This is a genomic window from Pseudoduganella aquatica (assembly GCF_009857595.1).
GTDB lineage: Bacteria > Pseudomonadota > Gammaproteobacteria > Burkholderiales > Burkholderiaceae_D > Rugamonas > Rugamonas aquatica_A.
Window position 1 is genome coordinate 54,657 of record NZ_WWCU01000011.1, and the last position, 24,858, is coordinate 79,514.

Genomic DNA, 24,858 nt, shown 5'->3' on the forward strand with positions numbered 1-24,858 from the left:
TTGTTGCGCGCACACTTTGGCGCGCGGCAAAATCCCGCTATCATGCGGATATGAATGCCGACCCTCTAGAAATCCAAAAATTTAGCGAACTGGCCCACCGCTGGTGGGATCCCACGTCCGAATTCCGTCCCCTGCACGAAATCAATCCGCTGCGCCTGGAATGGATCAACGCGCGCGCCCCGCTGGCGGGCAAGAACGTGATCGACATCGGCTGCGGTGGCGGCATCTTGGCCGAATCCATGGCGCGCAAGGGCGCCAAGGTGACCGGCATCGACCTGTCCGAAAAAGCGCTGAAAGTGGCCGACCTGCACAGCCTGGAGAGCGGCGTGCAGGTGCGCTACAAGCTGATCGCCGCCGAAGAGATGGCCGCGCAGGAAGCCGGCCTGTACGACGTGGTGACCTGCATGGAAATGCTGGAGCACGTGCCCGACCCGGGCGCCATCGTGCGCGCCGCCGCCACCCTGGTGAAACCGGGCGGCCAGGTCTTCTTCTCCACGCTGAACCGCAATCCCAAGGCCTATCTGTTTGCCGTGATCGGCGCCGAATACGTGTTGCGCATGTTGCCGCGCGGCACCCACGACTACGCCAAGTTCATCACCCCGGCCGAATTGTCGCAATACGCGCGCAGCGCCGGCCTGCAGGTGAACGGCCTGAAGGGCCTGGGCTACAACCCGCTCAGCAAGATCTACTCGCTGAACGAGGACACCAGCGTCAACTACATGGTCGCCACCAGCCGCCCCGCCTAACCACATTCCGGCGGCTGCGGCCGCCCACTACCGCCCTCCCATGAGCCATCCTGCCCCCTTGTCCGCCCCGCGCGCCGTCCTGTTCGACCTGGACGGCACCCTGGCCGATACCGCGCCCGACCTGGCCGCCGCCGTCAACCTGCTGCGCAGCGCGCGCGGGCTGGAAGCCACGCCTTACGAACTGCTGCGCCCCACCGCCTCGGCCGGCGCGCGGGGCATGATAGGCGTGTCCTTCGGCCTGACGCCGCAGGACGCCGGCTTTGATGAGCTGAAAAATGGCTTCTTCGACAATTACGAAGCCGCCATCGCCGTGCACAGCACCCTGTTCGACGGCGTGCACGAGCTGCTGGCCGGGCTGGAAGCGGCAGGCATCGCCTGGGGCATCGTCACCAACAAGCCAGCCCGCTTCACCGACCCGCTGCTGCCGCTGATCGGCCTGGCGCACGCCGGCTGCGTGGTCTCGGGCGACACCACCGCGCACGCCAAGCCGCACCCGGCGCCGCTGCTGGAAGCGGCGCGCCGCCTCGGCCTGCCGCCGGAAGCTTGCTGGTACGTGGGCGACGACCTGCGCGACATCCAGGCCGGCCAGGCGGCCGGCATGGCCACCGTGGCCTGCGCCTGGGGCTATTGCGGCCCGACCGAGCCCGTGGCGTGGAATGCCGATTATTTGTTGCCGACACCGCTATCCTTATTGCAAATAGTGCAAAATACCGTAACAGAACAGGCCGCAAACGCGCTTGCAGCCTGATAGATTGTCACGCGACCATTGCCGCACGGCAATTCTCCGCGTAAGATAAAAGGGTAAGCAAGAAGGGTAACCAACAAGTGAGAACCGGAGTACGCACATGACTAGCGATGAACTAATAATCGCCGACCCCGCTGCGCGCAGCCATACGCCGCAGAGCTGGGATGTGACAGTGTCCGAATCCAAGTTCTACTGGTACGACCTGCTGGTGGACTTTCCGCCGGTGCCGGACTTCCGCGACCCGCTGGGCCGCTACCTGCGCCGCATGCAGTTCGCGGTGGAAGCGACCATGGAAAAGCGGCTGATGTACATGCTGGTGAGCCGTCCGAAGCTGCGCTTCGACACGTCGCGCTCGACCAGCTGGGGCTTTTTCGGCCTGAAGCTGAGCATTCCCATCCTGGTGGGCGGCGATCAGAAGCGCGACTCCATCACCATCGAGCTGAAAGTCCCGGAAGACGCCACGCTGAAGAAGCCGACGGTGCAGGTGTTCGAGCGCTTCCTCACGCTCAACTGGGGCTCGATGATAGAAACCTATTCGATCCACGACCTGCTGCAAAGCTTCGACACCAAGCACGACTACCCGACCAAGGTGCACTACGTGGGCCAGACCCGCGACCCGGCCGGCCGCCTGCTGAAAGGCCGCATCAGCGGCGTGAACCGCGTGTGCGACAACAATGGTCCGGACTTCGACAACTTCCTGCTGATCCAGCGCCTGGATTTCAGCACCGGCGCGCCCATCCCCGGCGCCGACAGCGACGAGATGCAGGACATGCTGCTCAAGGACCAGATGGACCTGCTCGAGTGCATCCTCATCAAGTACTTCGAAGTGGAAAACGAAAAAGTGCGCAGCCCGCGCGAAGTGCAGTCGAGGGAAGCGCGGGTGGCCAGCCTGTACCATGCGCACATGCTGCAGCGGCTGCAGGTCGACCTGGCGCTGGAGGCGCCGGACGCTTTCCAGAACCTGTATTCCGACAAGGTCAAAGAATCCGCCCGCCACCTGTTCGAAGTGACCTTCAAGGGCAGCGAACCGGTATTCCGGGTGCCGGGCAAGGCGTAGCGCACAGGGCGCGCGCAGGCTGCGCGCGCCGCATCATTCCCACAGGCGCAAGTCGTAGTGCCAGATCGTCCAGACCAGTATCACCACCTGGATGGCCACAATCACCACGATGGAATTCATCAGCCACTCAGGAGGCCGCGGCGCCTCCTTTTCTTGCTCGTCAGTTGTGTCGGACATGATCCTCCTCCCGCTAGACCGATAAATTGTAATGCACGGCGCATCGCATTGTCGCCGCTGCGGCCATCAGCACGACAGTGATGAGAAACACGCGATACGTTTCCGCCCACCTCGACCACGCACGCACCTCGGACAAACTCCCACTTACCGGGAACAAGCCGCCTAGTACCGCCAGCAGGCTCGACAAAACAAGCGTCGCCAAAGACAGCCCCAGCACGGACTGAAGCCACAACGGACTATCACGTCCCATCTTTAGAAGATAAGCCAACGCGTCATAGATGCAGGATGCCGAAAATCCCAAGGCAACCCAGCCAAGTTGCCCATCCTTCACCAGTAGCAACAAGCTGGTACGGGCTGCGACCTCCGGCGGTAAAGTGGGCACCAAGCCGGCCAATTTCATGAAAATCAACGGCACCGAGACCGGCAACAGTATGTTGACAATGAACCACCCCATAGGTTCCCTCCGCGCGCTCATTGAAAGTACAGACACTGCCTGAAAACGCACTACGAGACTTTAAGCGACCGCAACACTTGGGCTTCCAGGGTTAGTTCTTGCGTGAAAAGCGGCTGGATGTACATGGGGTGGGAAAGCACGACACAGGGCGTCGGAATCGAGTACAATGATAAGTCTGTGGGGACGACCTGGCTTCGACGTGGGTTGCAAAGCAGAACAGGGCATACCGAGGCCTGGTTACCTCGTAAATACACCCAGAAATCAATAACTGCAAACGATAACTCGTACGCACTGGCAGCTTAATTGCTGTTAGCTCCTCAACGCTTCTTCCCTGGGGCGGGCCGTTAAAAGCTGAGGAGTCATTTACAGGGAATCGCGCTATAACGGGTCACTTGAAGTAGCGCTAAATCTAAGGTGAATCGCTGGTACGTAACGTGCACATCCGTGCCGTACTGGTTAAATTAAATGATAGTGCTAAGTATGTAGAACTGTCTGTAGAGTGCTTGCGGACGCGGGTTCGATTCCCGCCGTCTCCACCAAGAATTCTTGTAAAATCAAGTAGTTAGAAGTAGAAGGCTGTCATTTATTGGGGTGTTTTGGGGCTATTTAGGCACCGGAATGCCAACAAAATGACAGCCTTTTTATTTGCCACATCCAACATTACAAATCGATGGATAAAACAGAGATCGTCAATGAACTTGAGGCACACCGCGAGGCTCTTACCAAGATTGAGCAGGGGTTCAAGTTGACGAATTCAGGCATCCATATTGGAAGTGGCGATCAGTCTAGGTTGCATGGGATTGTTCAAGAGCTACGTGATTTCCTCACAGATCACGTACCCCGCTCTGAGGAGCATAAGCGTAAGCTTTCTCATGAGTACGGAGTCGGACAGCAGAATTTCTTCGGTTCGTCCAGCGTACATAGCGTTCGGCAAATAATAACAATTGTCGAGGCACTGCAAAAACGCGTGCTCCGTATGACTATGGACACTCCCCCCCTTCCTGCCTCTGGGCAAGGGAATGTCGAGCATCTCGACTTCCTTCGCAATCTACTGCTAAACTTCCATCAGTTTGCGATGCAGCTACGCCATAGGCACGGCCAGCGTGACCCGGTAACGATTGAAGATGAGTACGACGTCCAGGATCTGCTCCATGCCCTGCTTCGCCTGAAATTCACGGACATTCGGCCTGAGGAATATGTACCTTCCTACGCGAGCAAATGCTCTCGCACCGACTTCTACCTGCCGGCGCTAAAGACGTTCATAGAAGTGAAGAAGACAAGAGATACGTTGCGGACGAAGGAACTCTCGGACCAGTTGATAATTGATATTACGCGGTATCGCGCACACCCCGGCTGCAGTCGTCTGATATGTTTTGTCTACGACCCGGATGGACTTATACAAAACCCTGCGGGTATCGAAAGTGATTTAAATAGCGATAGCGATGGCTTTGAAGTTCTTGTAGTGATCCAACCACAGCGATAAACCTACGGGTGGCTGACCAAATCTGGCGCTAGGCTATGAACCTCGCGAGGGGAGACCGCGTCGGGGCTTCAAGGGGCATCTTCATGTACTCCGCCTAAAGTAACTGCCCCTGAATTCCCATGTTTTCCCTTGCGTTAGCCCCGCAATTAGCCCCGGCGCTCGATCCCCTCATACGTCAGCTTCCAGAGCTGCCGGCGAGTGTTCTCGATGCTAAGGTCCGCTTGCACCTGCGGATTCAATCGGTCAACGCAACACACCTTTCAAATTGCTGAGCCGGCGTTTGGTAGTGTAGCGTCTCCTGGGACGTTCGTTCAGCCTTCTAGCCACCTCATCGAGATTGTCCTGCGAGTAGGTGCAAAGGTCCAGACCCTTCGGAAAATACTGGCGTAATAGCCCGTTTGTATTTTCATTCGAGCCTCGCTGCCACGGATTCTGCGGATCGCAAAAGTAGACCTGGACATCGGTGGCCAAGGTGAAACGCTTGTGCCCCGCCATCTCTTTCCCTCTATCCCAGGTCAGCGATTTGTAAAGCTCGTGCGGTAACCTGCGGGTGCGTATTCTCGTGAAAGCGGCCACCGGCTCTCACATCAATAACGTCACTCATTCCCGTACGAAAGCGGACGGATGTTCTTGAGCACGCTGCCGGTTCTCTTGTAAGCCACTACTTCTCGAGCAAGCCGCCTATTCCTGCGCCAAGCCACCGATTCCCGCTCCAAGCTACGAATTCCTGTTACAAGCCATTGGCTTCTGTTCAACACTCTGATTCCTGCTGCAATCCACCGATTCTTGACCGAACCAGTGCGAGACAGATGGTCGGGACAACAACTTAGCTGCGTTGGATATTTATGTCACCTTGATGTTGATTAGGAGGAACCTAGTCGATTACAGCGACATAACGAATGCCAACGGTATCGCTGTCGCTAAAGTTATTGCCTATACATCGAAATTGCAGTAAGGTACATTCAAGGAGAGCACGCTGGGCAACCAGGACCCCTTCTGGGGTGAATCTAATCCTTCGATGACACTGTCATCGGCTTCGGCAGTCCCCAAATATGGGGAGTTTAACCTTGCATAAATTTCGTGCTCTCCCCCTTTTTCTGGATGAATCTTGACCACCTCTGAGCGCGCCAACAAATTAACAAACAACGTATGGTTCACTCGTAAAGCGTGGATCAATGCTGAAGACCGGCTTTTAAAAAACGATTTCCAAACACAACTGCTCATGGTAGTGTACGCGGCCTACACAAGCTGCCTGTCTGTAATCATGCTCAAGTATGATCCCAGGCCAGCTGACAAGAATTTTATCGATACAAGCCTAGCAGTACTGTCCATAGTATTACTTGCCCTCTCTCTTTATCTGAACACCAAGTCCTTCAAAGACCGAGCCGCGCGTTTCAAGAGTGGTTATCACGACCTCCAGAGAATAGAAGACCGCTTGAGATTGTTGACCGAAAAAGCTGAGTCACCAGAGGCCGAGCAAGACTACAATGCATTGTTAGACCATTACAATAAAGCGCTACGCGACGTTGAAAACCATTCAGACCTGGACGATATCCGTGCTCGGATCCTTGCCGGCACTGGGCTAACCTCTCGACTTCTTACCTGGCAGGAGAGAGGTCGCTATTATTGGTGGCGGCTCTGGCGATTTACCAGTTTGTTCATTGCCTATGCTGCGCCTGTGGCAGCGGTGCTTTGGTACATCGTTAAATGAGTGCGGCGCAGCAGTTTTCGAAGGAATATAGCCACGAGCAGCTACGCCAGTTGTACGCAACCCATATCGCACTCACCGGCGCAATCGGCATAGACCGGCTCAGTAGGCAAATCTTTGAGAGCCGCCTGGAGCAAGAAATTAATCTGATTTCGACGAAAGCGAGGGAAGGAAAATATAAGTTTTCCCAGTACCAAGAAAAACTAATCTCCAAGGGCGCAAACAAGCCTCCCAGAGTGATCTCCATCCCCACATTCAGGGACCGTCTTACGTTGCGCGCGCTGTGCAATGTCCTTAAGCACGCATTCTCAAACCAATTAACTGTCAAGCTTCCGCAGCACACAATCTCCGAACTGCGGACCAGCCTGCGTACCAGTGAGTACACTCGCTTCATCAAGCTGGACGTGATCACCTTTTATCCTACGATTGAGCATTCGGTACTTATGCGAATACTCCATCGAAAAATACGAAAGCCTGAAATTCGATCGCTAATCAGTGCAGCTATCGAGTCTCCCACAGTCGCCTTTCCTGATCGCGAACGGGAGAAGGAGCAGAAGGGTGTCCCCCAAGGCCTCTCAATCTCAAACATTCTTGCCGAGATTTACTTATCGGAATTTGACCAATGGGCGCGCGCCATTCCAGGCGTGGTTTATCACAGATATGTAGATGACATCCTTGTGCTAACAAAGGAAGATCCCGATGCGCTTGCCGAGCAATTTCGTGCTCGGCTCTGGGAAAATTACAGGCTTCAAACACACGAGATAGGTGAAATAGGAAAATCCTTCATCGGTGATATCTCAGAAAAATTTCATTTCCTTGGTTATGAATTTAACGCTGGTAAAGCATCAGTAAAGTTAAATTCTATTCGCCGCATCGAAGCGTCTATCGCAAAAATTCTCACAACCTACAAGTATCGATGCGATATGGCTCGCACTGAAGCGAATCCGTTCAAACAACTTCATTTACTGGAGAAGGCAAAGAAAATATGTCTGTGGCGACTAAACCTACGAGTAACTGGTTGCATCACAGACGGTGTCCGAAAAGGCTGGATATTTTACTTTTCTCAAATTGACGACGAGGCAATGTCGCAACTCCACCATCTCGATAAAACACTCTTGGTACTGGCACGTCGCTTTGAACTGGACCTTGCGCAAAAAGAGATCAAGTCATTCGCCAGGACCTTCCATGAGGCCAAGCGTGGAAACATGGAACAAAGGTACATTCCGAATTTCGACACGACGTCACTCGCCTACAAACGTGAAATTCTGACCATGTACGGTATCGATAACGTACTACTCTTGAGCGAGATTGTGATCGATCGTTTATTCAAACGCAAAATAAGGCGAGAGACATCTGAAATGGAAGAGGACATACAAGGTGGTTCGCGGGGTTAAGCCGACTATGGAGCATTGCTAGTGGATGGCTTACTCTCTCCGAGCTCTCGTACACGCTCAAACAATGCGCTACCAGGTACCCCTCTAAGGTCTGCAGTTAGGAAATCCAAGGCTTTTTTTGGCATTGATTGAAAACGGCATACTAGATTTATGGAATCACAAATAGAGATTTTTCCACGTAGATTTTTTCGCATATCCCTATTTGTTATAAACACGGAATTCATAAGGTGGTCAATAATTTCCTTATCCTTAAGTATCGCGAATAGGGTCTCTTTATTTCCAACTGACAGTTTTTGCGTCGTTCCAAGGAATGCGGTGGCAGAAATATTTCGCCCGCAGGTAACTTCAATCTGCGTCGAAAGTCCGTAATTCAAAAGACATGTCTTAATTTTTTCAATGCAATCGTCGGTATAAAGAACGAAACATAAATTAAGTTTTTTTAGCTCTCGCAAAGCTAAACCAATCTTGGTTCGCGAAACACCCGAATCGCCAAAATACATTTTATCAGAGGGAATTTCGTCAATATCTAAATAGTATTTGAGTGATTTTACGATTTGCCCACCAGACAAACCTAAATCTGAAAATATAGTTGCCTCTCTTGCACCCGTTGGCAGAGAATCTAGCCCACAGTCATCAAGCGATCGAGCAAGCTCTGCATTGTCTGCGAGTATTCGATGGACACCACCAAAATCACGAAATCTCTTGAGCAGCACCGGATTTTTTGACTTAGCTCGCAGCTCCTCGAAATGCGCGCGAAAAACTCTGATTTCTGTATGTGACATCATCTCATGCGCCTCAATTAGGCGAACCATAGCCCGCCGCAGTGCCTCCGGTATATGGCTAAGCCAAGTCCGAATTCTGTTATCAGCATCCTCATTGGAAATATCACGCTGAGCAGCTATTACCTTAACGGCAAGATTAATATCCAAATTGTCTAAATTTAAGTCAATTTTGACGTACGGATACGGTGGCGAAGACTTTCCAGGAGCTGGAAAATAGTAACGTTGTCGGTCAAGTATATCCGAATAACTTATCGTAAATTCTTTCGGCGTAAAGAACAGAAAAACGTTTTCATTCTCTGAGTAAGAGAAGATATCTTCAGATGATTGCAAAAGGAAAACATGTTCCGATGCAAAAGACTGATTAAGCCCACTCGCCGGATTCACCACAAAAACATTTTCGTATGAATAACTAAGTCCATTGACAAGAATTTTCTCAGTTACAATGCTTTGCGTGACATTGCTGTGAACAAAATCCTCAAGAGTCAAAACGGCCGATATATCCAAGATCATTTCAAGAATTCTTGCCTTATACTCTCTTATATCGTCCCCGAGCGCTAAAGCTAAATCGACGCGATAGTTACGAGCCGCATCAATGGGTTTCAAAATATCTTGGATAAATATCGATAAATTTTCTTTGGCATAACCAACCCCTTTTTCGACCATGTATATATGTTTCAAGGTAGAACTTCGGTGAATTCTATTATATTTATCGAAGAATGCTTTTACTTTGGCGAACGGTGGCACTGCCTCCGAAATATCTTGTGTACCGTATATTGAGCTGGCCACCGTCAGGTCAAAGCCAACTTCGTCATTAGCAGAGGAACCGTCGTTGCTCAGAAGATCAAAAGAATGCAAAAAACTGGCCACTTCTTTTTTCGCATCTAATTGCAAAATATACCGAGAGTAAAAATTTGAAAATGTCATTGACGAATTAATGGAAGAGTACGCCTGCTCTGAATCGGAATCTAGTATCATGAAAAGATTCTTTAAAAAAGCTCCGAAACTATTCGAGACGCTATCAATCTTATCATTTTTTTCGTATATTAAATATGGCGCCCCTCTCAACTCATCGCTGAAAGGAAGAACTCCATCCTTGGTCAACATACTTTTTGGCGAAAATAAATTTGGCGGATTAAGAGGCTCTGTAGCATATTGTCCAACCAGATTTTTAATTGCACGTAGGTTGGTAAAGAATTTCCGACCGGGTACGATTAAATCAAAAATCGATGTATGAGACGAAGACTTGTAAGGGACTACATCGTCGGCATATCCAACAAGTGTCTTGCTCAAACTGTCTGTGGTCGCCTTAGTTGCAACGAAGGCCTCAACGCGCTTCCGTATCAAGATTTGATCTTCTCGCTTTAGGAGAATGCAATCATTTTTTATCAAATTTTCAATAAACCATTTTCTTGAAGGGAAGAGGTCCACATCATTACTAAATAGCCATTGATAAAACGCCCCGATGTCCCGAACCTTACCGATTGCCGTTCGTACCTCTTCCAACGTTTGATGCTGTCCTCCTGTTAAAACAAAGACCATCAATGAGTTGTGATAGTTAATGTATATTCCATGTTTATCAGGTTCGCCACGCCAGATCGCCTTTTCAGTAATGCAGGTTACTGCAATATTTAGATGCGCATTATTGACATCAATTTGGTCAAAATTTCTATACCAAGAAGCCTTCCGGTTGCGGGTCGTCAACTCACTAAATGAATTAAAGATAGTTGCGCAAAATTCCCAAGCTCGTTCGAGTAGCCGACTGTTGTTAATGGCAGTTGATAAAGTGAACAAACAGAGAAGTTGATAAAATTTATTAGCAAAAACTTGGCAAAGGATGGTTTCCCCACAAGCATCGATTCTTAGCCTGCCATTTTTTTCATCGCCCGCGATCTTCGCTGAGAAAATCTTTGCGAGAACTTGCAAAGCCTCATGGTTTGTTTTTGCCTCAATGCACATCGGGTAAAGGTAGGCTACAAATTCCCCGAGGTCCGAAATACCATTCAAGGTTGATGCGGTTAGGTCCAGAACATTTTTATCTATTATCAGCTGATCGGAATTTTCAGCACTGCGAATACATTTAAGTACAGCTTCGGCCTCAAAATCCCCAATGTCTTTTCCTACATTATAATATAACTTCAAATACACTTTATGTTCATTGACTAGTTTCGTATCGGTTAGTTTTAGAAGCTGGGACTCGATAAAGAAAACTAAATCAGGAGTAGCATCCCGCTGATCTGCCAGAATATTTGCACATACTGACGTGAAAACCTCGGACTGTAGCTCAGATAACCTAGTGATGGCATTGAACGCAGGCCATAGGTCTGGAGTGCTAAGCAGATATATAAAAACATGTTTAAATAGATTGCCCCGTCCAACTTCGCTTACAATGATGGAATTTACCGCCTTGCTGCGATATCGATCAGCAATCTCAAATCCTGGCAAATGAGAGAATAGGAAGACAGCGTCATCATTTTCCGCCTGCCGCGAGATAAGTTTGTTATACTCTAAAAGGGCCATATTTTTCTCGTATGGCGTCGCATTATCTATATTACTAGAAACTGCGTCAATAGCGTATTTCGCTTGGGCCCTATACTTGTCGAATTCATCATCAAAATTATTGATTTTCGAAATACTGGTCTTTTCGGCATTTAATGCAAGCCCAAGCAAACTCAACCGGGAGCTTAGTTCTGCAAGCTTGTTATCTGCTTCCGGTCGGGTTGCAACCACAAAAAAGATGTCGTCCACATAACGATGGTAGAAAATTAGCTCGCCGGATGCTAAATAACCGTCCATCAATTCGTCAATCTGCCCTAGATATAGCTCAGCTAAAACCCGAGCATAAGCTGGGCCTTGAGGTACGCCCGTTCGTGCGGCATTGCATTCCTGTGTTACTCTCATCAACGAACGCACAATGTCTTTGTATCTCGCCGCAGAACTTTGCGACATGGTTTCCAACTTCTCGAAAATTGTGTTATTCAATCCGGTTAAGAGCAAGCGTTCTAGATTATCTTGAGGAATAGAATCATAAAAGCTCTTGATGTCAGCTTTAACGATGTAGCATCCTGAATTTAATTCATTGTTTATAACGTCTGCAATATCTGACAAAAATTCCACCCACTGGTATAACCAAGGTTTGAAAATGTGTCCGCCCGCAAAGTTAGGATTCATCTTATAACCGTACGAATTTGGACTCGATTCATAATCATAGACCTGTACTAGGTGCTTAATCGCCCAAGTGGTATACAGTCGAGACGGTGCGGAAAGCGTTATGAGCTCGCGATAATTTTCCTTTTTTAATTCTTTGCGTTTATGACGATATAGTTCCATCACTCCAGCACCGTCGATAAATGCTCCAAAATTTTTTTCTAACTGCTGAAAATCAATGTCGGAAAGCTCTTCTATCACTCGAATGCATCGAACTTCGTCATTTTGATAAAGATAATTTCTTTCAGCAATTATGGTTACTTTTACATCTGATTCTTTAATAGAGAACAAGCCATCATCCACTGAGCAGACATTTGGCATTATTAACATAGCCAAACTTACTTTATCCAATCGTGTGCTATGTTTATAGTTGCAAAGATGCTCCACCATTTCCAAATCTGGGAATGGCAAGTTCTTTAATTTCGATAGGGCCAACTTGGTCTTTTCCACATCGTAATTAGGCATTTTGCTAAATATTTCGATTAAAAGTTTTTGGCCTATATCGTCATCTTTTAAATTCACCAATCTACTCAATAAGCCCACTAAAAGCTCTCGATGCGCGTGTGGCAGAGTCCCTTTCTCGATTTCTTGGGCCAGTGTACTGACCAGCGGAACAGTCGACCAATGAGCCATTAATTCATTAAGTCCCAGGTCATCACAGTTCAATTTAATCTTTCTGACCCGTTCAATAGCGCTATTATCTATTTCATTTGATTCAAATATATAGCCGGTCTTCTCCTCTATCGATGCGAGCGACTCTTGGACATATGCCTGGAGGAGAGCAAGTTGTTGGAGTATTGTTTTTTCATCAAGCAGACTTTGGCGAGCCGCCGAAAAGCTTGTTGGAATTTTCGGGACCAGAACAGAATAGAAACCTGATTTTGCATGTCTTGACAGCGGAATTTTTACTGCCTTGCCATGCGTAGATTTGTGCGAAGCTGACGAGGGAAAGAGATCCAGCCCTATCATTGATCGGTCAATCGAAATACCGGATTGATCTAAAAGATATTTTACAATTTCAAATCCGATATATGGGAAAATTGGCGAGCTGAAGCCGATCCAAATGTGGATCCCTCGATTTCCAGAAAACTCCAACAAGTGCTGAATATTTTTTTCCACCAGAGATTCAGAAAATCGATCAGCTATTTGCAATAAATATTTTTCGCATTCAGCCTCCGATGCCGTTCCTAAATTACTTTTTAATATATCGAAGTCAAAACAAATCCAGTTAATCGTATGGTCGACGTTTCGTTGATAGCAAGCAATTGATTGTTCGTTAGCAATCACTGATTTAACTAATGCAGCGTTAACGCTCCCAGCCGTTTTCCGGTAGCTGCCATCGCTGACCTGTTTCACATAGAAGTTCGCCGTTGAACCAAAATATTTTGCGATATAAGCGCTTATTTTTTCTATATTATTCATTGGTAAGTAAGGTATGGTTCGTGGAGCTCAGCCGTATATGAGAAAGTCGAACGATGAGCTATTCCGCTATCGGTTTGAATTCCAACGGGCGATTGCCTCATCGAGCAATTTCAGTTGCTCCGAAGGGAATTCGTGCTCGACCCATTTTTTCTTATACCCGGCAACGCCATGGTGATCGAGAACGTTTTGTGCGGCGTCACGAACCGCTGTCGCAAATTCGGAGGGGTCGCATGAGTATGAGAACATCACTTCGCCTTCCGAGTCCGGTCGAGCACCCCACAGCTCTGGGAAAGACAAAATCGAGACCGACACCCAAAGGTTTCCGCCGGTGTTGGTGATAACCCAACGAAATTCGCCTGGCTCCTCATCAAAGCCAACGGAAATGCTATGCGCCCCCGCCAAGACCGCAGAAGCGGCAATCACAAGGCGCCCTAAAGCGTCGGACAAGTAAGACGCGGAAATCTGGCAAGACTTGTCAGCGGACTGCACTTTGCAATCGGCCCATCCAGAACCCGTTAGCTGATAGTCAATATTTAAAACCATGGGAAGGTTCTATCGCAAAACTTCGTAGTTTGCAGCCCCATGAGAATTTGTCAACATGTAATTCATGGATCGAAGCCCAGTGCTAAAATGCCCCCAAGTTCGCACCCCAAGTGAAGTGCGCCGTCGAGCCAAACCGGCACAAGCGGCCCTGTAGAATCAATAGCTTACGTGTGCCAATGGTGGAGATTGCAGATTCCCGCCGTCTCCACCACCGAACAAAAAAATGGGTTCCAAGCGCAAGCTTGGGACCCATTTTTTTGTTCGATTGCGCAGACTGTGGAATCGAATCCGCGTCCGTCCCTGACGGACGCGGGGCTTTTGCGGGAATTCGGCGAGCACTGCTCGCCGCCGCAAAAGAGGGGTGCGCTTGCAAGCGCAACCCTCTCCGATTCGTCCATTCAGAAAATCGCCTTTGGCGATTTTCCGCGCGCGTTATCTATCTCTGTAACGACCTACTGAATTCCTGCTCACGTCATAACTGAGGAAATTACCGGTACGAAGATCAGTGCATCCACATATCAATACGCCCCCATAAAGTAGAAAAAATCTTCTACTTCATTTCTATTCTTGCTATCATGGCCCGACTCCTCCCCTCCACTACGCGGCCAGCGTACCTTATGCGCAAAATACTCTTCATGATTCTTATAGGCGCAGCCCTCTCGGCGCAAGCTGCCGAAAGCTGGCTGCTGCAACTTGACCGCTGGGGCAATCCTTCCTTCATGACCCTGCATCTGCAGGATGAGGGCGGAAAGCTGTCCGGCACGCTCGACGGCGACAGCCTGACCGGCACGCGCAAGAATGGCCAGATTCTGCTGAGCGTCATCGACAAAGACGGCAAGCGCTACGAATACAAAGGCAGTGCCGAGGCAAACCGCTTGCAGGGCAGCGCAGATTTCCCGGACACGAATGATGCAAAAGCCCGCGCCAGCCATACCTTCAGCGCCCGCCGCTTGCCCGAACGGTCATCCAGCGCGCCCCAGCGGCATGAGTTCCAGCCCAAGGACTATGCGAATGAGTTCAGCGCCACCCGCACACCGGTGCTGACGGTCTGGCCCGGCGACACCATCCACACCACCACCATCGATTCCGGCGGCGTCGATGAGCGCGGCGTAACGCGTGCGCTGTACGGCAATCCGCAGACAGGCCCCTTCTTCGTGATGGGCGCGGAAGCGGGCGATACCCTGGTGGTCCGCCTGCTCAAACTGAAGTTGAACCGCGACTACGCGGACAGCCTGGACGACATCGTCGGCCGCGCACGGACGGTGGGCGTCGCAGCGCGCGCCACGGCGCTGGGCAAGCCGGTGCGCTGGAAGCTGGACCTCGAGCGCGGCCTGGCAAGCCCCGAACGGCAGGGCGATACCTTGCGCGGCTTTGCCGTCCCGGTGCGCCCCATGCTGGGCGGCCTGGCGGTGGCGCCACCCGATGGACCCGCCGTGTCCACCGGTGATACCGGGCGCTTCGGCGGCAATATGGATTTCAACGAAGTCGTCGAAGGCAACACGGTCTACCTTCCGGTGCAGCAGCCCGGCGCCCTACTCTACCTGGGCGACGCGCACGCGCTCCAGGGCGACGGCGAAACCTCGCAGTACGCGCTTGAAACTTCGATGGAGGTGGAGTTCCGCGTGGAAGTCATCAAGGGCAAGGCGATCGGCATGCCGCGCGTTGAATCACCGACGCACATCATGACGCTGGGCCAGGCCGGTTCGCTGGATGACGCCCTGCGCGCGGCCACTGCCGGCATGACGCAATGGCTGGAGCAGGACTACGGCCTCAGCCTGTCGGACAGCGCAGTGGTGCTGGGCAGCGCGGTCCAATACACGGTCGCCAACCTGGCCGGCCGCAGCGTCGGCGTCGCTGCGAAAATCAGGAAAGACCTGCTGCCGCGCCGCTGACTACCCATTTCTATCAAATTAAGCAGCATAGCCATCCTGAAAATCCAGAAAGATTGCGCAATCATGTAGCGACTTTATTGTGCTATTGTTCGATTCCCGTCATTTCATGATTGCGCAAACATGTTCGCTTCCAAGATCAAAGGCCTTCGCTGGTGGATGATCAGCCTGATCATGCTGGGAGCGGTCATCAACTATCTCACGCGCAGCACGCTGGCGGTCTCGGCCCCCACCCTGCTCGCCGAGCTGCACATCACCACCCAGGAATACTCGTACATCACCGCCGCCTTCCAGGGCGCCATCATGCTGCAGCCGCTGTGCGGCTATGTGCTGGACGTAATCGGCCTGAAATTCGGCTTTGCCATGTTCGCGGCGGCCTGGTCCGTCATCTGCATGGCGCACGGCATGGCCACCAGCTGGCAAGCGCTGGCCGGGCTGCGCGGCCTGCTGGGCCTGGCAGAAGGCTCGGCCAACCCGGCCGGCATGAAGGCCGTGTCCGAATGGTTCCCTGCCAAGGAGCGCGGACTGGCGGGCGGCATTTTCAATATCGGCGCCTCCTTCGGCTCCATGCTGGCGCCGCCGCTGGTGGTGTGGGCGATTCTGCATTACAACTGGCAGTCGGCCTTCGTCATCACCGGCGCGCTGGGCCTGGTGTGGGTGGCGGCCTGGCTGCTGCTGTACGACGCGCCGGCGCGCCACCGCCGCCTGTCGCAAGCCGAGGCGCAGCATATCGCCGCAGGCCAGGAGCAGCACCTGCAAGGCGACGGCACGCGCCCGTCCATCCTCAGCATTCTCAAGATGCGCAATTTCTGGGGCATCGCCCTGCCCCGCTTCCTGGCCGACCCGGCTTGGGGCACGCTGTCGTTCTGGGTGCCGCTGTACCTGACCACGGTGCGCCATTTCGACCTGATGCAGATCGCCATGTTCGCCTGGCTGCCCTTCCTGGCCGCCGACCTGGGCTGCCTGTTCGGGCCGCTCGTGGTGCTGGCGCTGCAAAAGCGCGGCGTGCGCCTGATTAATGCGCGGCGCGGCGCCTTCACGCTGGGCGCCTGCATGATGATGGGCGTGGCCTTTGTCGGCTTCGTGGACAGCCCTTATGCGGCGATCGCCTTGCTGAGCCTGGCAGGCTTTGCGCACCAGACCTTGTCCGTCACCGTCATCACCATGTCGTCCGACCTGTTCCGCCGCAACGAAGTGGCCACCGTGGCGGGCATGTGCGGCACCTTCGGCAACCTGGGCCTGCTGATCTTTTCGCTGCTGATAGGCGGACTGATGGCCAGCGTGGGCTACACGCCGTTTTTTGTCAGCCTCGCCGTGCTCGACCTGCTGGCCGCCGCGCTGCTGTGGACCTTGGTCCGTGAACCTTCGCATACTCTGCAACACTAGCCATGATACAAAACCCCATCCTGCCGGGCTTCAATCCCGACCCGTCCATCGTCCGTGTGGGCGATGACTATTACATCGCCACCTCCACCTTCGAGTGGTATCCCGGCGTGCAGATCCACCACTCGCGCGACCTGGTGAACTGGCGCCTGCTAAGCCGCCCGCTCACGCGCGCCAGCCAGCTCAACATGCTGGGCGCGCCGGACTCCTGCGGCGTGTGGGCGCCCTGCCTGACTTATGCGGACGGCCTGTTCTGGCTGATCTACACCGACGTCAAGCGCTATGGCCGCACCTCCACCGGCGGCGCCAGCGGCAGCGCTTCGCTGCGCGACTTCCACAACTACCTGGTGACCAGCCCGTCCATTGACGGCCCCTGGTCCGATCCGGTCTACCTCAACAGCAGCGGCTTCGACCCCTCGCTGTTCCATGACGACGACGGCCGCAAGTACCTGCTGAACCAGCTGTGGGACCACCGTCCGGGCAGCAACCGCTTCAACGGCATCGTGATGCAGGAATACTCGGTACAGGAAGGCAAGCTGATCGGCCGCCGCGAGAACATCTTCAAGGGTACGCCGCATGGGCTGACTGAGGGTCCCCACATCTACAAGCGCAAGGGCTACTACTACCTGCTCACCGCCGAGGGCGGCACCGGCTGGAACCACGGCGTGACCATGGCGCGTTCGCGCGATCTGCACGGGCCGTATGAGCTGCATCCCGACCAGACCATTCTCAGTGCGCGCAACCGCCCGGACGCCGCGCTGCAGCGCGCCGGCCATGGCGACCTGGTCGAGACGCAAGACGGCCAGACTTATATGGTGTATCTGTGCGGACGGCCGCTGCGCAATCGCGGCACCTGCACGCTGGGGCGCGAGACGGCCATCCAGCGCATGGTGTGGGGCGAAGATGGCTGGCTGCGCACCGAGGACGGGCAAGGCACGCCGCAGCTGCAGGCAGCCGCGCCCGGCTTGCCGGAGCACCGCTTTGCCGCCGGGCCTGAGCGCGAGGATTTCGATGCGGCCCAGTTGCCCATTGCCTTCCAGTGGCTGCGCACGCCGTGGCCGGAGGAGCTGTTCAGCCTGACCGATCGGCCGGGGCATCTGCGCCTGTACGGCCGCGAAACGCTGGGCAGCCAGTTCCGGCAGGCGCTGGTGGCGCGGCGCCAGCAGGCGCACTGCTACAGCGCGGCCACCGTGGTGGAGTTCGAGCCCGAGCATTACCAGCAGCAGGCGGGCCTGGTGTGCTATTACGGCGGCGCCAAGTTCCACTACCTCTACATCACGCACGACGAGACGGTGGGCAAGCATCTGCGTGTGATGAGCAGCCTGCCCAATCACGTGCAAACCGACACCTTCACCGCCCCCATTCCGCTGCCGGCGGGCGTTCCGGTGCAGCTGCGGGTGGAAGTGGACGAGGAGCGCCTGTATTTCGGCTATCGAGTGGACGGCGGCGATTGGCAATGGCTGCCGCAGCAATTCGACGCCAGCATTTTGTCGGACGAAGCCAACGCCCCCGGCCAGCCCAACTTCACCGGCACATTTGTAGGCATGGCCTGCCAGGACATGTCGGGCAGCGGCTTGCATGCCGATTTCGACTACTTCGAGTACCGCGAACGGCCGTACTGCGTCAATCCCATGCTATAGGAGCTTTATCTGGACTTCGCCGGCACGAATCCTATACTCCTTGTACCCACGCGTAAGCAAATGAGGAGACCATCATGGACGCATATGAACCACGGCGCCGTAAATTCGAGCAACAGACCCACTCGGGCACCACTAGCGCCGGCAGCATGGGCGCAGGCGGCACGGGCGGCAGCAGCCAGTCCGGCGCCAGCGGCACGGCCGCGCCCGGCAACAGCCAATCCGCCGGCCGCACCGACGATTTGCTGTCCGGCTGCGTCAGCGAAGACCAACGCGCCGAAGGCTTCCAGCGCGACTGCAACGCCGACGCCCTGCGTCAGGGCCTGCAGACGCAAAGCACGCCCCGCAGAGGCGGCAATCGACAGTAGAAATCGACAGGATGCTGCAATTTAAAGGATCAGTGACTGCCAACACCCGCAGGACTTAATCCCTATCAAACGCGAAGCTATGGTGTCGCCATCAAGGAGAACACATGAGCGAAGTCTACCTAAGCCATGCCGGATATACGGGATCGGTGGAAGTCAGCCTGGAGGATGACTGCCTGTTCGGAAAAATCCTTCAGATCAGTGATCTGGTGACTTATGAAGCGGATACGGTGGGTGGCCTGAGAGCAGCGTTTATTGAGTCCGTGCAGTACTACATCGAAAAGTGCAAGCAAGATGGCCTCGATCCAGAGCGGCCCGATCCCGGACGGCCACTGGCCGCCACGCCGTCCTGATTGCTGGTATTGCAGCAACGGCCTGCATGGTTTTGTGCTTTCGGGCAAAATGGATGGATTGCCAACGAGAGGACCTGACCATGATTTACGAAGTTGCAGAAATCCAGATCAAACCGGACACCAACGCCGCCTTCGAAGCGGCCGTGCAGCAAGCGGTGCCGCTGTTCAAGCGCGCCAAAGGCTGCGAGGCGATGCGCCTGGAGCGCATCATCGAGCGGCCCGATACCTATCACCTGGTCATCAACTGGGCCACGCTGGAAAACCATACCGTCGATTTCCGCGGCAGCGAAGACTTCCAGGCCTGGCGCGCGCTGGTGGGCGGCTTCTTTGCGCAGCCGCCTAAAGTGGAGCACACCGAAACCGTCATCACCGGATTCTAAGCAAGGCCGAAAGCGGCGACACAGCGCGCCGCTTTCGCGCACAATCCAGCCATTACGCACACCAGGAGCACGCCGTCATGGCCCATACTATTCACCGCAATTTCATGTCGCAGGAAGAGGCCGAGGCCGCGCATGGCGCGCTGCTGGCCGCAGGCTTCCCGGCCAATGCCCTCAAGCTCGCGCCGCACCGCGCGCGCGAACAGAGCACCACCGTCAGCGCGGTCGACAATATCTTCAACTCCCTCACGCCGGACGACGTAGACCGCACCGACGAGCGGCGCCCGCGCCCGGTCGCCCTGCTCAGCGTGGACACGCTGGACGACGAACAGCGCGAACAGGCCGAGTCCATCCTGCAGCGCCACAACGCCATCGACGCCTGAGCCCGGCCCGCCGCTCACCCATCGCCGGCCAGCAGTTTCAAGCCGATCAGCCCGCCGATAATGGCGGCCAGGCAGGCCACGCGCGCCGGAGAGGCAGCGTCGCCCAGAAAAACGATGCCAACCAGGGCAGTCCCGACGGCGCCAATGCCTGTCCATACCGCATAAGCCGTCCCCACTGGCAGCGCGCGCAACGATACCGACAGCAGCCAGATACTGGCAATCCCCAGCACAGCGGTCGCCACGCCCGGCAGCGGCCGGGTAAAGCCCTGCGACCATTTCATTCCCAACGCGAATGCAATCTCCAACAGCCCGGCAATTGCCAGGTAAATCCAAGCCATGATCATTCCTTGAAAAACCACCGCAGCACGCGGTCAGGCAGCGATTGTGCGATGCGGCGGCGGGCGCGTGTTAGCGGCGCGTGGCGGCGCCAACGGCCAGACTGGCGCCGGTTTCGGCCAATGGCCAGCCTGCTGCTGCAAGCTCCCCCGGCATGGCTGGCCGCCGCGCATATTTGGCTGAAATTGACGCTTTGTATCACTTTCAGCCACAGCCTGCGCGGCAGATAATGAGTCATCGAAACCACTCCCAGGAGTTCTTCATGCAAGCTGCCAACCCCAATATCAGCGCCGCCGCCCTGCCCGCCGGGCGCTCATCCATCCAGCATCTGCCAGTCAACCTGTTTGCTTCGGTCATGGGTCTGTCCGGCCTGGCCCTGGCCTGGCGGCTCGCAGCCAAGACATTCGGCGCCGACATCGCAATCGCCAATGGCATCGGCATGCTGGCCATCACCGCCTTCCTGCTGCTCGCAGCAGGCTATCTGGTGAAAGCAGCCAGCTATCCGGACGCCGTGTGCAAGGAGTTCACGCATCCGGTCGCCGGGAATTTCTTCGGCACAATCACCATCTCCCTCTTGCTGCTGTCCACCTTGCTGGACCGCTACAGCCCCGTGCTGCAGCAGGCTGTATGGACCATGGGCGTGGCAAGCACCATCGTGCTCAGCTTTATCGTAGTCAACCGCCTTCTGCGCGGGAGCGCCGCAACAGGCAGCGCCGTTCCCGCCTGGCTGATCCCCGGCGTGGCCACGCTGGACATCGCCGTCACCGGCGCCACCATGCCGATGCCATGGGCGTATGAAGTGAATATGCTGGCCGTGGCCATCGGCAGCGTGCTGGCCGTGGTGTTCTTCGTACTGATCTTCTCGCGCCTGGTGCACAGCGAAGCCCTGCCCGCCGGCATGACACCTTCGCTGATGATACTGATCGCCCCTTTCGAAGTCGGTTTCCTGGCCTACGTCAACCTGATGCACCAAGCCGACATGTTCGCCTCCATGCTGTTCTACTTCGGCCTGTTCATGTTCGTGGTGGTGTCGCTGCGCGTGTTCCGCCCCTCGGTGCGGTTCGCCGCCTCCTGGTGGGCCATCGGCTTCCCGCTGGCCGCCCTATCGAACGCCGCCCTGAAGTACGCTGACGCCACCGGCAGCGGCGTGCACGCAGTGCTGGCCGCCGCCCTGCTGGCCTTCCTTACCGGCGCCATTGCCACTCTGCTGGTGCGCACGCTTCATGCGCTGTTCACCGGCAAACTGCTCACAGCCTGAGCCCAGAGGAGCACACCATGCGTATCGCCTTGTTGATCTTCCCCGGCGTGCAAATGCTGGACGCGGTCGGCCCGCTCGAAGTGTTCAGCGAAGCCGCGCGCCAAGCCGGCAAACCGGACGCCTATCAGCTTGAACTGGTGGCGCCGCAAGCGGGGCCGGTCCAGGCATCGAACGGCATGGCGCTGATTGCCAGCGCGGCGATGGATGCAGTCGACGGCGGCATCGATACGCTGCTGGTGGCGGGCAGTCCGCACATCGACGCGCTGGACGACCAGGCAGCACTGCTGGAATGGCTGCGCACCCAGGCAGGCCAGGTGCGGCGGCTCGGGTCCGTCTGCAGCGGCGCCTTCCTGCTGGCGCGCGCCGGCCTGCTGGACGGCAAACACGTCACCACCCACTGGAACAGTTCCGCCAAGCTGGCGCGCAAGCATCCCAAGGTGCATGTAGAGGCGGACCAGATTTATGTGCGCGACGGTACCCTGTACACCTCCGCCGGCGTCAGCGCCGGCATGGACCTTGCGCTGGCCCTGGTGGAGGAAGACCTCGGACGCGAAACGGCGCTGAACACCGCGCGCGAACTGGTGATGTTCCTAAAGCGGCCGGGCGGACAATCGCAATTCAGCGCGCACCTGGCCGCGCAATCGTCCGAGCGCAGTGCGATACGAGAGGTTCAGGAATGGGTGCTGGCCAGCCTGGCCGAACCGATGTCGGTGGACGATATGGCGGCGCGCGCCGGCATGAGCACGCGCAATTTCTCGCGCCTGTTCAAACAGGACACCGGCATGACGCCGGCCGACTTCGTCGAGGGCGCCCGCATCGACGCCGCCCGTCGTCTGCTGGAAGACACCGCCAATCCGCTCAAGCGCGTGGCCGCGTGGAGCGGTTTCGGCAACCCGAATGGACTGCGGCGCGCGTTCCAGCGCCGACTGGGCGTCACACCCGGCGACTACCGGATGCGCTTCCAGAAGACGGTGAACTAAGCCGGGTGGTGGAACACCTGGCGCAGATAGGCCAGGAAGGTCTCGTCCTTGCACATGGTTTTGCCCGGCGAATCCGACAGCTTGGCCACCGACTGGCCGTTGCAGCGCACCAGCTTCATGACGATGTTGAGCGGCGTAAGGCCGACGTCGTTGGTGAGATTGGTGCCGATGCCAAAGCCGGTCATGATGCGGCCCGCGAAATGGCGGTACAGGCTGAAGGCGGTCGGCAGGTCCAGACCGTCCGAGAACACCAGGCGCTTGGTGTTGGCGTCGATGCGCAGCGCCGCGTAGTGCGCCAGCGCCTTCTCACCCCACAGCAGCGGGTCGCCCGAATCGTGGCGCAGGCCGTCGAACAGCTTGGCGAAGTACAGGTCGAAGTCGTCCAGGAAGGCGTCCATGCCCACCACGTCGGTCAGCGCCACGCCCAGGTCGCCCCGGTACTCCTGCACCCAGTCCTCCAGCGCGGCCTTCTGGAAGTCGCGCAGGCGCACGCCGAAAGCCTGGAAGGACTGCATGTACTCGTGCGCCATGGTCCCGATGGGCACCGTGCCCAGGCGCTTGGCCAGGTAGACATTGGACGTGCCCTTAAAATACTGCGGCACCTCCGCCGCCAGGCGCAGCACCACCTCGTCGTGCCACTCGGCCGAGAAGCGGCGGCGCAGGCCGAAGTCGGAAAACTCGAAGGGATGGCGCAAGCCCGGCTGCAGGCCGAAGGCCTTCAGCGACGCGATCTTGTCGAGCAGGCGCTCGCGGCCCTCGGCCAAGGCGCCGGGCTGGTCGAAGCGGCGGAAGTACAGTTCGTTGACGATGTAGAGCACGAAGATCTCGAAGCCCATCACGTGCACCTGCGGCCCTACCGCACGGATGGCCAGCGTCTCGCCAACGACCTCCACCTGGATGAATTTGCGCTGGAAGCGGAACACCGCCAGGAAGTCCACGAAGTCCGGCTTCATGTAGCGCAGCGAACGCAGGTAGTCCAGCTCGTCGTCGGCAAAGGACATGGCGCACAAATGGTCCAGCTGCGCGTTGACCTCGTCGGCCAGCTCGGCCAGCGGGAACACCGGCGTATTCCGGCACAGGAACTCATACTCGGCATGCGCGCCGGGATGGCTGTGCAGCAAAGCCTGCCACATGCTGAATTTATACAGGTCGGTTTCAAGCAGGCTGCGTACTACGGGGATCATCAAATCGTTCTCCTGTCGGCCAGTGTAGGCATCAGCGGCCGGCATTGAGCAGCAGCTCCTGCAGCACGTCGCCCGACTGCGCCAGGCGCACGCCGGATTCTTCCATCTCCTCCAGGAAGTCCTGGTACTGGTCGCAGAAACCGGCCACGGGGCTCATGCAGTCGGTGATCAGCACCAGGCGGCGCAAGCCCTCCTCGCCGAAGCGCGCCGCGAACTGCGCGGCGATATGCTCGGCGGTCGCCTTCACGCAATGGCTGCCGGCCTCGCCGGCGATGTAGACCAGATCGGCCTCGGCCAGGCGATCGATCAGCGCCTGGTTCAGCTGCGTGTCCGGATCCGCGCTGTCGGGCACCTCGGCCATCACGGCCGAATAGTGCTCGGTCCAGGGATTGGAGCCCTTGGTAATCTTGGCGACGGTGCCGAGCGCGGCGTCCTCCCAGCGGTTATAGGCCGAGCGCACGTCCTCGTGCACATTGTGGCCCCAGGAGCCGATCTCGCAGTGCACCGGCCAGATCATCAAGCGGTAGCGTTCGGCCTGTTCCAGCGCATCCAGATAGGCGAGCGCGCGCGGCAAGGCGGCGCTGTCGCGCGGCAGGAACTTCTTCTCGCGCACGTCGGCGGCGGTGATCTGTGTAAAGGGTTCAGGCGCGGCGCCCTCCGCGTTGAGCCAGAAGCCGGGATGCGCGATGTCGTAGCGGTGGTGGGAATCGAGGGTAACGCTGATGGCCGTCAAGCCGTGGCGGCCACGGTTGATCAGGCCGGCCAGGCGCAGCATATCCTGGTGAGCGCCGGGGACCGGCAGCGCGGGCGCATGCACGCCCTTGGTCGCCGGATTCTCCGGCAAATAAGCCGGCGGCAGATCGCAAAAATCATTTTGCGGATCAATAACGAGCAGATGCAGTTTGTGTTTCATGGGCAGGCTCCGGGGCACGATAGCCCCATGATACCTTCCGCCAAGAATTCCTACAAAACGCCACGGATTCCTACAAGCGACCTGA

Annotated in this window: 22 protein-coding genes, 1 other RNA gene and 1 pseudogene; 16 read left to right on the forward strand and 8 right to left on the reverse strand. The window is 55.7% G+C overall.

Annotated elements, in window-relative coordinates; translation table 11 throughout:
- The first annotated feature begins 50 nt into the window (after nucleotides 1-50).
- The 3 genes from ubiG (at nucleotide 51) to GTP77_RS11950 (ending at nucleotide 2,548) form a co-directional block, all read left to right on the forward strand.
- A complete protein-coding gene (gene ubiG / locus GTP77_RS11940; protein ID WP_161072386.1) occupies nucleotides 51-746 on the forward strand; it encodes a bifunctional 2-polyprenyl-6-hydroxyphenol methylase/3-demethylubiquinol 3-O-methyltransferase UbiG in 696 nt (231 codons plus the stop codon).
- A 40-nt stretch (nucleotides 747-786) separates the two neighbouring features.
- On the forward strand, nucleotides 787-1,494 hold the full coding sequence (locus GTP77_RS11945; protein ID WP_161072387.1) for an HAD family hydrolase: 708 nt from the start codon (nucleotides 787-789) through the stop codon (nucleotides 1,492-1,494).
- 97 nt (nucleotides 1,495-1,591) lie between these two features.
- Nucleotides 1,592-2,548 (forward strand): hypothetical protein, encoded by a 957-nt coding sequence (locus GTP77_RS11950; protein WP_161072388.1) that lies wholly within the window; start codon nucleotides 1,592-1,594, stop codon nucleotides 2,546-2,548.
- Nucleotides 2,549-2,581: 33 nt separating this feature from the next.
- On the opposite strand, the gene GTP77_RS11955 is transcribed toward GTP77_RS11950, so the two are convergent.
- Both GTP77_RS11955 and GTP77_RS11960 read right to left on the reverse strand, forming a co-directional pair.
- Nucleotides 2,582-2,725, reverse strand: a complete 144-nt coding sequence (locus GTP77_RS11955; RefSeq protein ID WP_161072389.1) for a hypothetical protein — start codon at nucleotides 2,723-2,725, stop codon at nucleotides 2,582-2,584.
- Nucleotides 2,726-2,738: 13 nt separating this feature from the next.
- Nucleotides 2,739-3,179: a hypothetical protein gene (locus GTP77_RS11960; protein ID WP_161072390.1), complete on the reverse strand. Its 441-nt coding sequence runs from the start codon at nucleotides 3,177-3,179 to the stop codon at nucleotides 2,739-2,741.
- 179 nt (nucleotides 3,180-3,358) lie between these two features.
- Here GTP77_RS11960 and ssrA point away from each other — a divergent pair.
- Nucleotides 3,359-3,718: a transfer-messenger RNA gene (gene ssrA / locus GTP77_RS11965) on the forward strand.
- Between the two features lie 131 nt (nucleotides 3,719-3,849).
- A complete protein-coding gene (locus GTP77_RS30330; RefSeq protein ID WP_223149344.1) occupies nucleotides 3,850-4,662 on the forward strand; it encodes a PD-(D/E)XK nuclease domain-containing protein in 813 nt (270 codons plus the stop codon).
- A gap of 235 nt (nucleotides 4,663-4,897) precedes the next feature.
- Here GTP77_RS30330 and GTP77_RS11975 read toward each other — a convergent pair.
- A pseudogene (locus GTP77_RS11975) lies at nucleotides 4,898-5,211 on the reverse strand (IS30 family transposase); the annotation flags it as partial.
- A 559-nt stretch (nucleotides 5,212-5,770) separates the two neighbouring features.
- Between GTP77_RS11975 and GTP77_RS11980 the strand changes: the two are divergent.
- Together GTP77_RS11980 and GTP77_RS11985 are read left to right on the forward strand one after the other, a co-directional pair.
- Nucleotides 5,771-6,373: an SLATT domain-containing protein gene (locus tag GTP77_RS11980; protein ID WP_161072391.1), complete on the forward strand. Its 603-nt coding sequence runs from the start codon at nucleotides 5,771-5,773 to the stop codon at nucleotides 6,371-6,373.
- Complete coding sequence (locus GTP77_RS11985; protein ID WP_161072392.1) at nucleotides 6,370-7,764, forward strand: RNA-directed DNA polymerase; 1,395 nt, start codon at nucleotides 6,370-6,372, stop codon at nucleotides 7,762-7,764. The genes GTP77_RS11980 and GTP77_RS11985 overlap by 4 nt, the downstream gene beginning before the upstream one ends.
- Nucleotides 7,765-7,769: 5 nt before the next feature.
- Here the strand turns inward: GTP77_RS11985 and GTP77_RS11990 are convergent, their stop codons facing one another.
- Complete coding sequence (locus GTP77_RS11990; RefSeq protein ID WP_161072393.1) at nucleotides 7,770-13,172, reverse strand: reverse transcriptase domain-containing protein; 5,403 nt, start codon at nucleotides 13,170-13,172, stop codon at nucleotides 7,770-7,772.
- A gap of 66 nt (nucleotides 13,173-13,238) precedes the next feature.
- Nucleotides 13,239-13,715 (reverse strand): hypothetical protein, encoded by a 477-nt coding sequence (locus tag GTP77_RS11995; RefSeq protein WP_161072394.1) that lies wholly within the window; start codon nucleotides 13,713-13,715, stop codon nucleotides 13,239-13,241.
- Between the two features lie 635 nt (nucleotides 13,716-14,350).
- Between GTP77_RS11995 and GTP77_RS12000 the strand changes: the two genes are divergently transcribed.
- The 7 genes from GTP77_RS12000 to GTP77_RS12030 all read left to right on the forward strand — a co-directional run bounded on the left by GTP77_RS12000 (nucleotide 14,351) and on the right by GTP77_RS12030 (nucleotide 20,102).
- The gene (locus tag GTP77_RS12000; RefSeq protein WP_223149345.1) at nucleotides 14,351-15,607 is read left to right on the forward strand and encodes an acetamidase/formamidase family protein; all 1,257 of its coding nucleotides are present in this window, start codon (nucleotides 14,351-14,353) and stop codon (nucleotides 15,605-15,607) included.
- Between the two features lie 120 nt (nucleotides 15,608-15,727).
- Nucleotides 15,728-16,990, forward strand: a complete 1,263-nt coding sequence (locus GTP77_RS12005; protein ID WP_161072396.1) for an MFS transporter — start codon at nucleotides 15,728-15,730, stop codon at nucleotides 16,988-16,990.
- Nucleotides 16,991-16,992: 2 nt separating this feature from the next.
- Nucleotides 16,993-18,627, forward strand: coding sequence for a glycoside hydrolase family 43 protein (locus GTP77_RS12010; RefSeq protein ID WP_161072397.1), 1,635 nt, complete (start codon nucleotides 16,993-16,995; stop codon nucleotides 18,625-18,627).
- Between the two features lie 74 nt (nucleotides 18,628-18,701).
- Nucleotides 18,702-18,992 (forward strand): hypothetical protein, encoded by a 291-nt coding sequence (locus GTP77_RS12015; protein ID WP_161072398.1) that lies wholly within the window; start codon nucleotides 18,702-18,704, stop codon nucleotides 18,990-18,992.
- 104 nt (nucleotides 18,993-19,096) lie between these two features.
- Complete coding sequence (locus GTP77_RS12020; RefSeq protein WP_161072399.1) at nucleotides 19,097-19,342, forward strand: hypothetical protein; 246 nt, start codon at nucleotides 19,097-19,099, stop codon at nucleotides 19,340-19,342.
- Nucleotides 19,343-19,422: 80 nt separating this feature from the next.
- Nucleotides 19,423-19,722, forward strand: coding sequence for an antibiotic biosynthesis monooxygenase family protein (locus GTP77_RS12025; protein ID WP_161072400.1), 300 nt, complete (start codon nucleotides 19,423-19,425; stop codon nucleotides 19,720-19,722).
- A gap of 77 nt (nucleotides 19,723-19,799) precedes the next feature.
- Nucleotides 19,800-20,102, forward strand: coding sequence for a hypothetical protein (locus GTP77_RS12030; protein WP_161072401.1), 303 nt, complete (start codon nucleotides 19,800-19,802; stop codon nucleotides 20,100-20,102).
- Nucleotides 20,103-20,116: 14 nt separating this feature from the next.
- On the opposite strand, the gene GTP77_RS12035 is transcribed toward GTP77_RS12030, so the two are convergent.
- Nucleotides 20,117-20,440, reverse strand: a complete 324-nt coding sequence (locus GTP77_RS12035; protein ID WP_161072402.1) for a DMT family transporter — start codon at nucleotides 20,438-20,440, stop codon at nucleotides 20,117-20,119.
- Between the two features lie 260 nt (nucleotides 20,441-20,700).
- Between GTP77_RS12035 and GTP77_RS12040 the strand changes: the two genes are divergently transcribed.
- Both GTP77_RS12040 and GTP77_RS12045 read left to right on the forward strand, forming a co-directional pair.
- Nucleotides 20,701-21,696, forward strand: coding sequence for an SLAC1 anion channel family protein (locus GTP77_RS12040; protein ID WP_161072403.1), 996 nt, complete (start codon nucleotides 20,701-20,703; stop codon nucleotides 21,694-21,696).
- A 17-nt stretch (nucleotides 21,697-21,713) separates the two neighbouring features.
- The gene (locus GTP77_RS12045) at nucleotides 21,714-22,676 is read left to right on the forward strand and encodes a GlxA family transcriptional regulator (RefSeq protein ID WP_161072404.1); all 963 of its coding nucleotides are present in this window, start codon (nucleotides 21,714-21,716) and stop codon (nucleotides 22,674-22,676) included.
- Here GTP77_RS12045 and pncB read toward each other — a convergent pair.
- On the reverse strand, nucleotides 22,673-23,860 hold the full coding sequence (gene pncB / locus GTP77_RS12050) for a nicotinate phosphoribosyltransferase (protein WP_187358692.1): 1,188 nt from the start codon (nucleotides 23,858-23,860) through the stop codon (nucleotides 22,673-22,675). The two genes, GTP77_RS12045 and pncB, sit on opposite strands and share 4 nt — an antisense overlap.
- Before the next feature lie 31 nt (nucleotides 23,861-23,891).
- Nucleotides 23,892-24,773, reverse strand: a complete 882-nt coding sequence (locus GTP77_RS12055; RefSeq protein ID WP_161072406.1) for a cysteine hydrolase family protein — start codon at nucleotides 24,771-24,773, stop codon at nucleotides 23,892-23,894.
- Nucleotides 24,774-24,858: the final 85 nt, after the last annotated feature.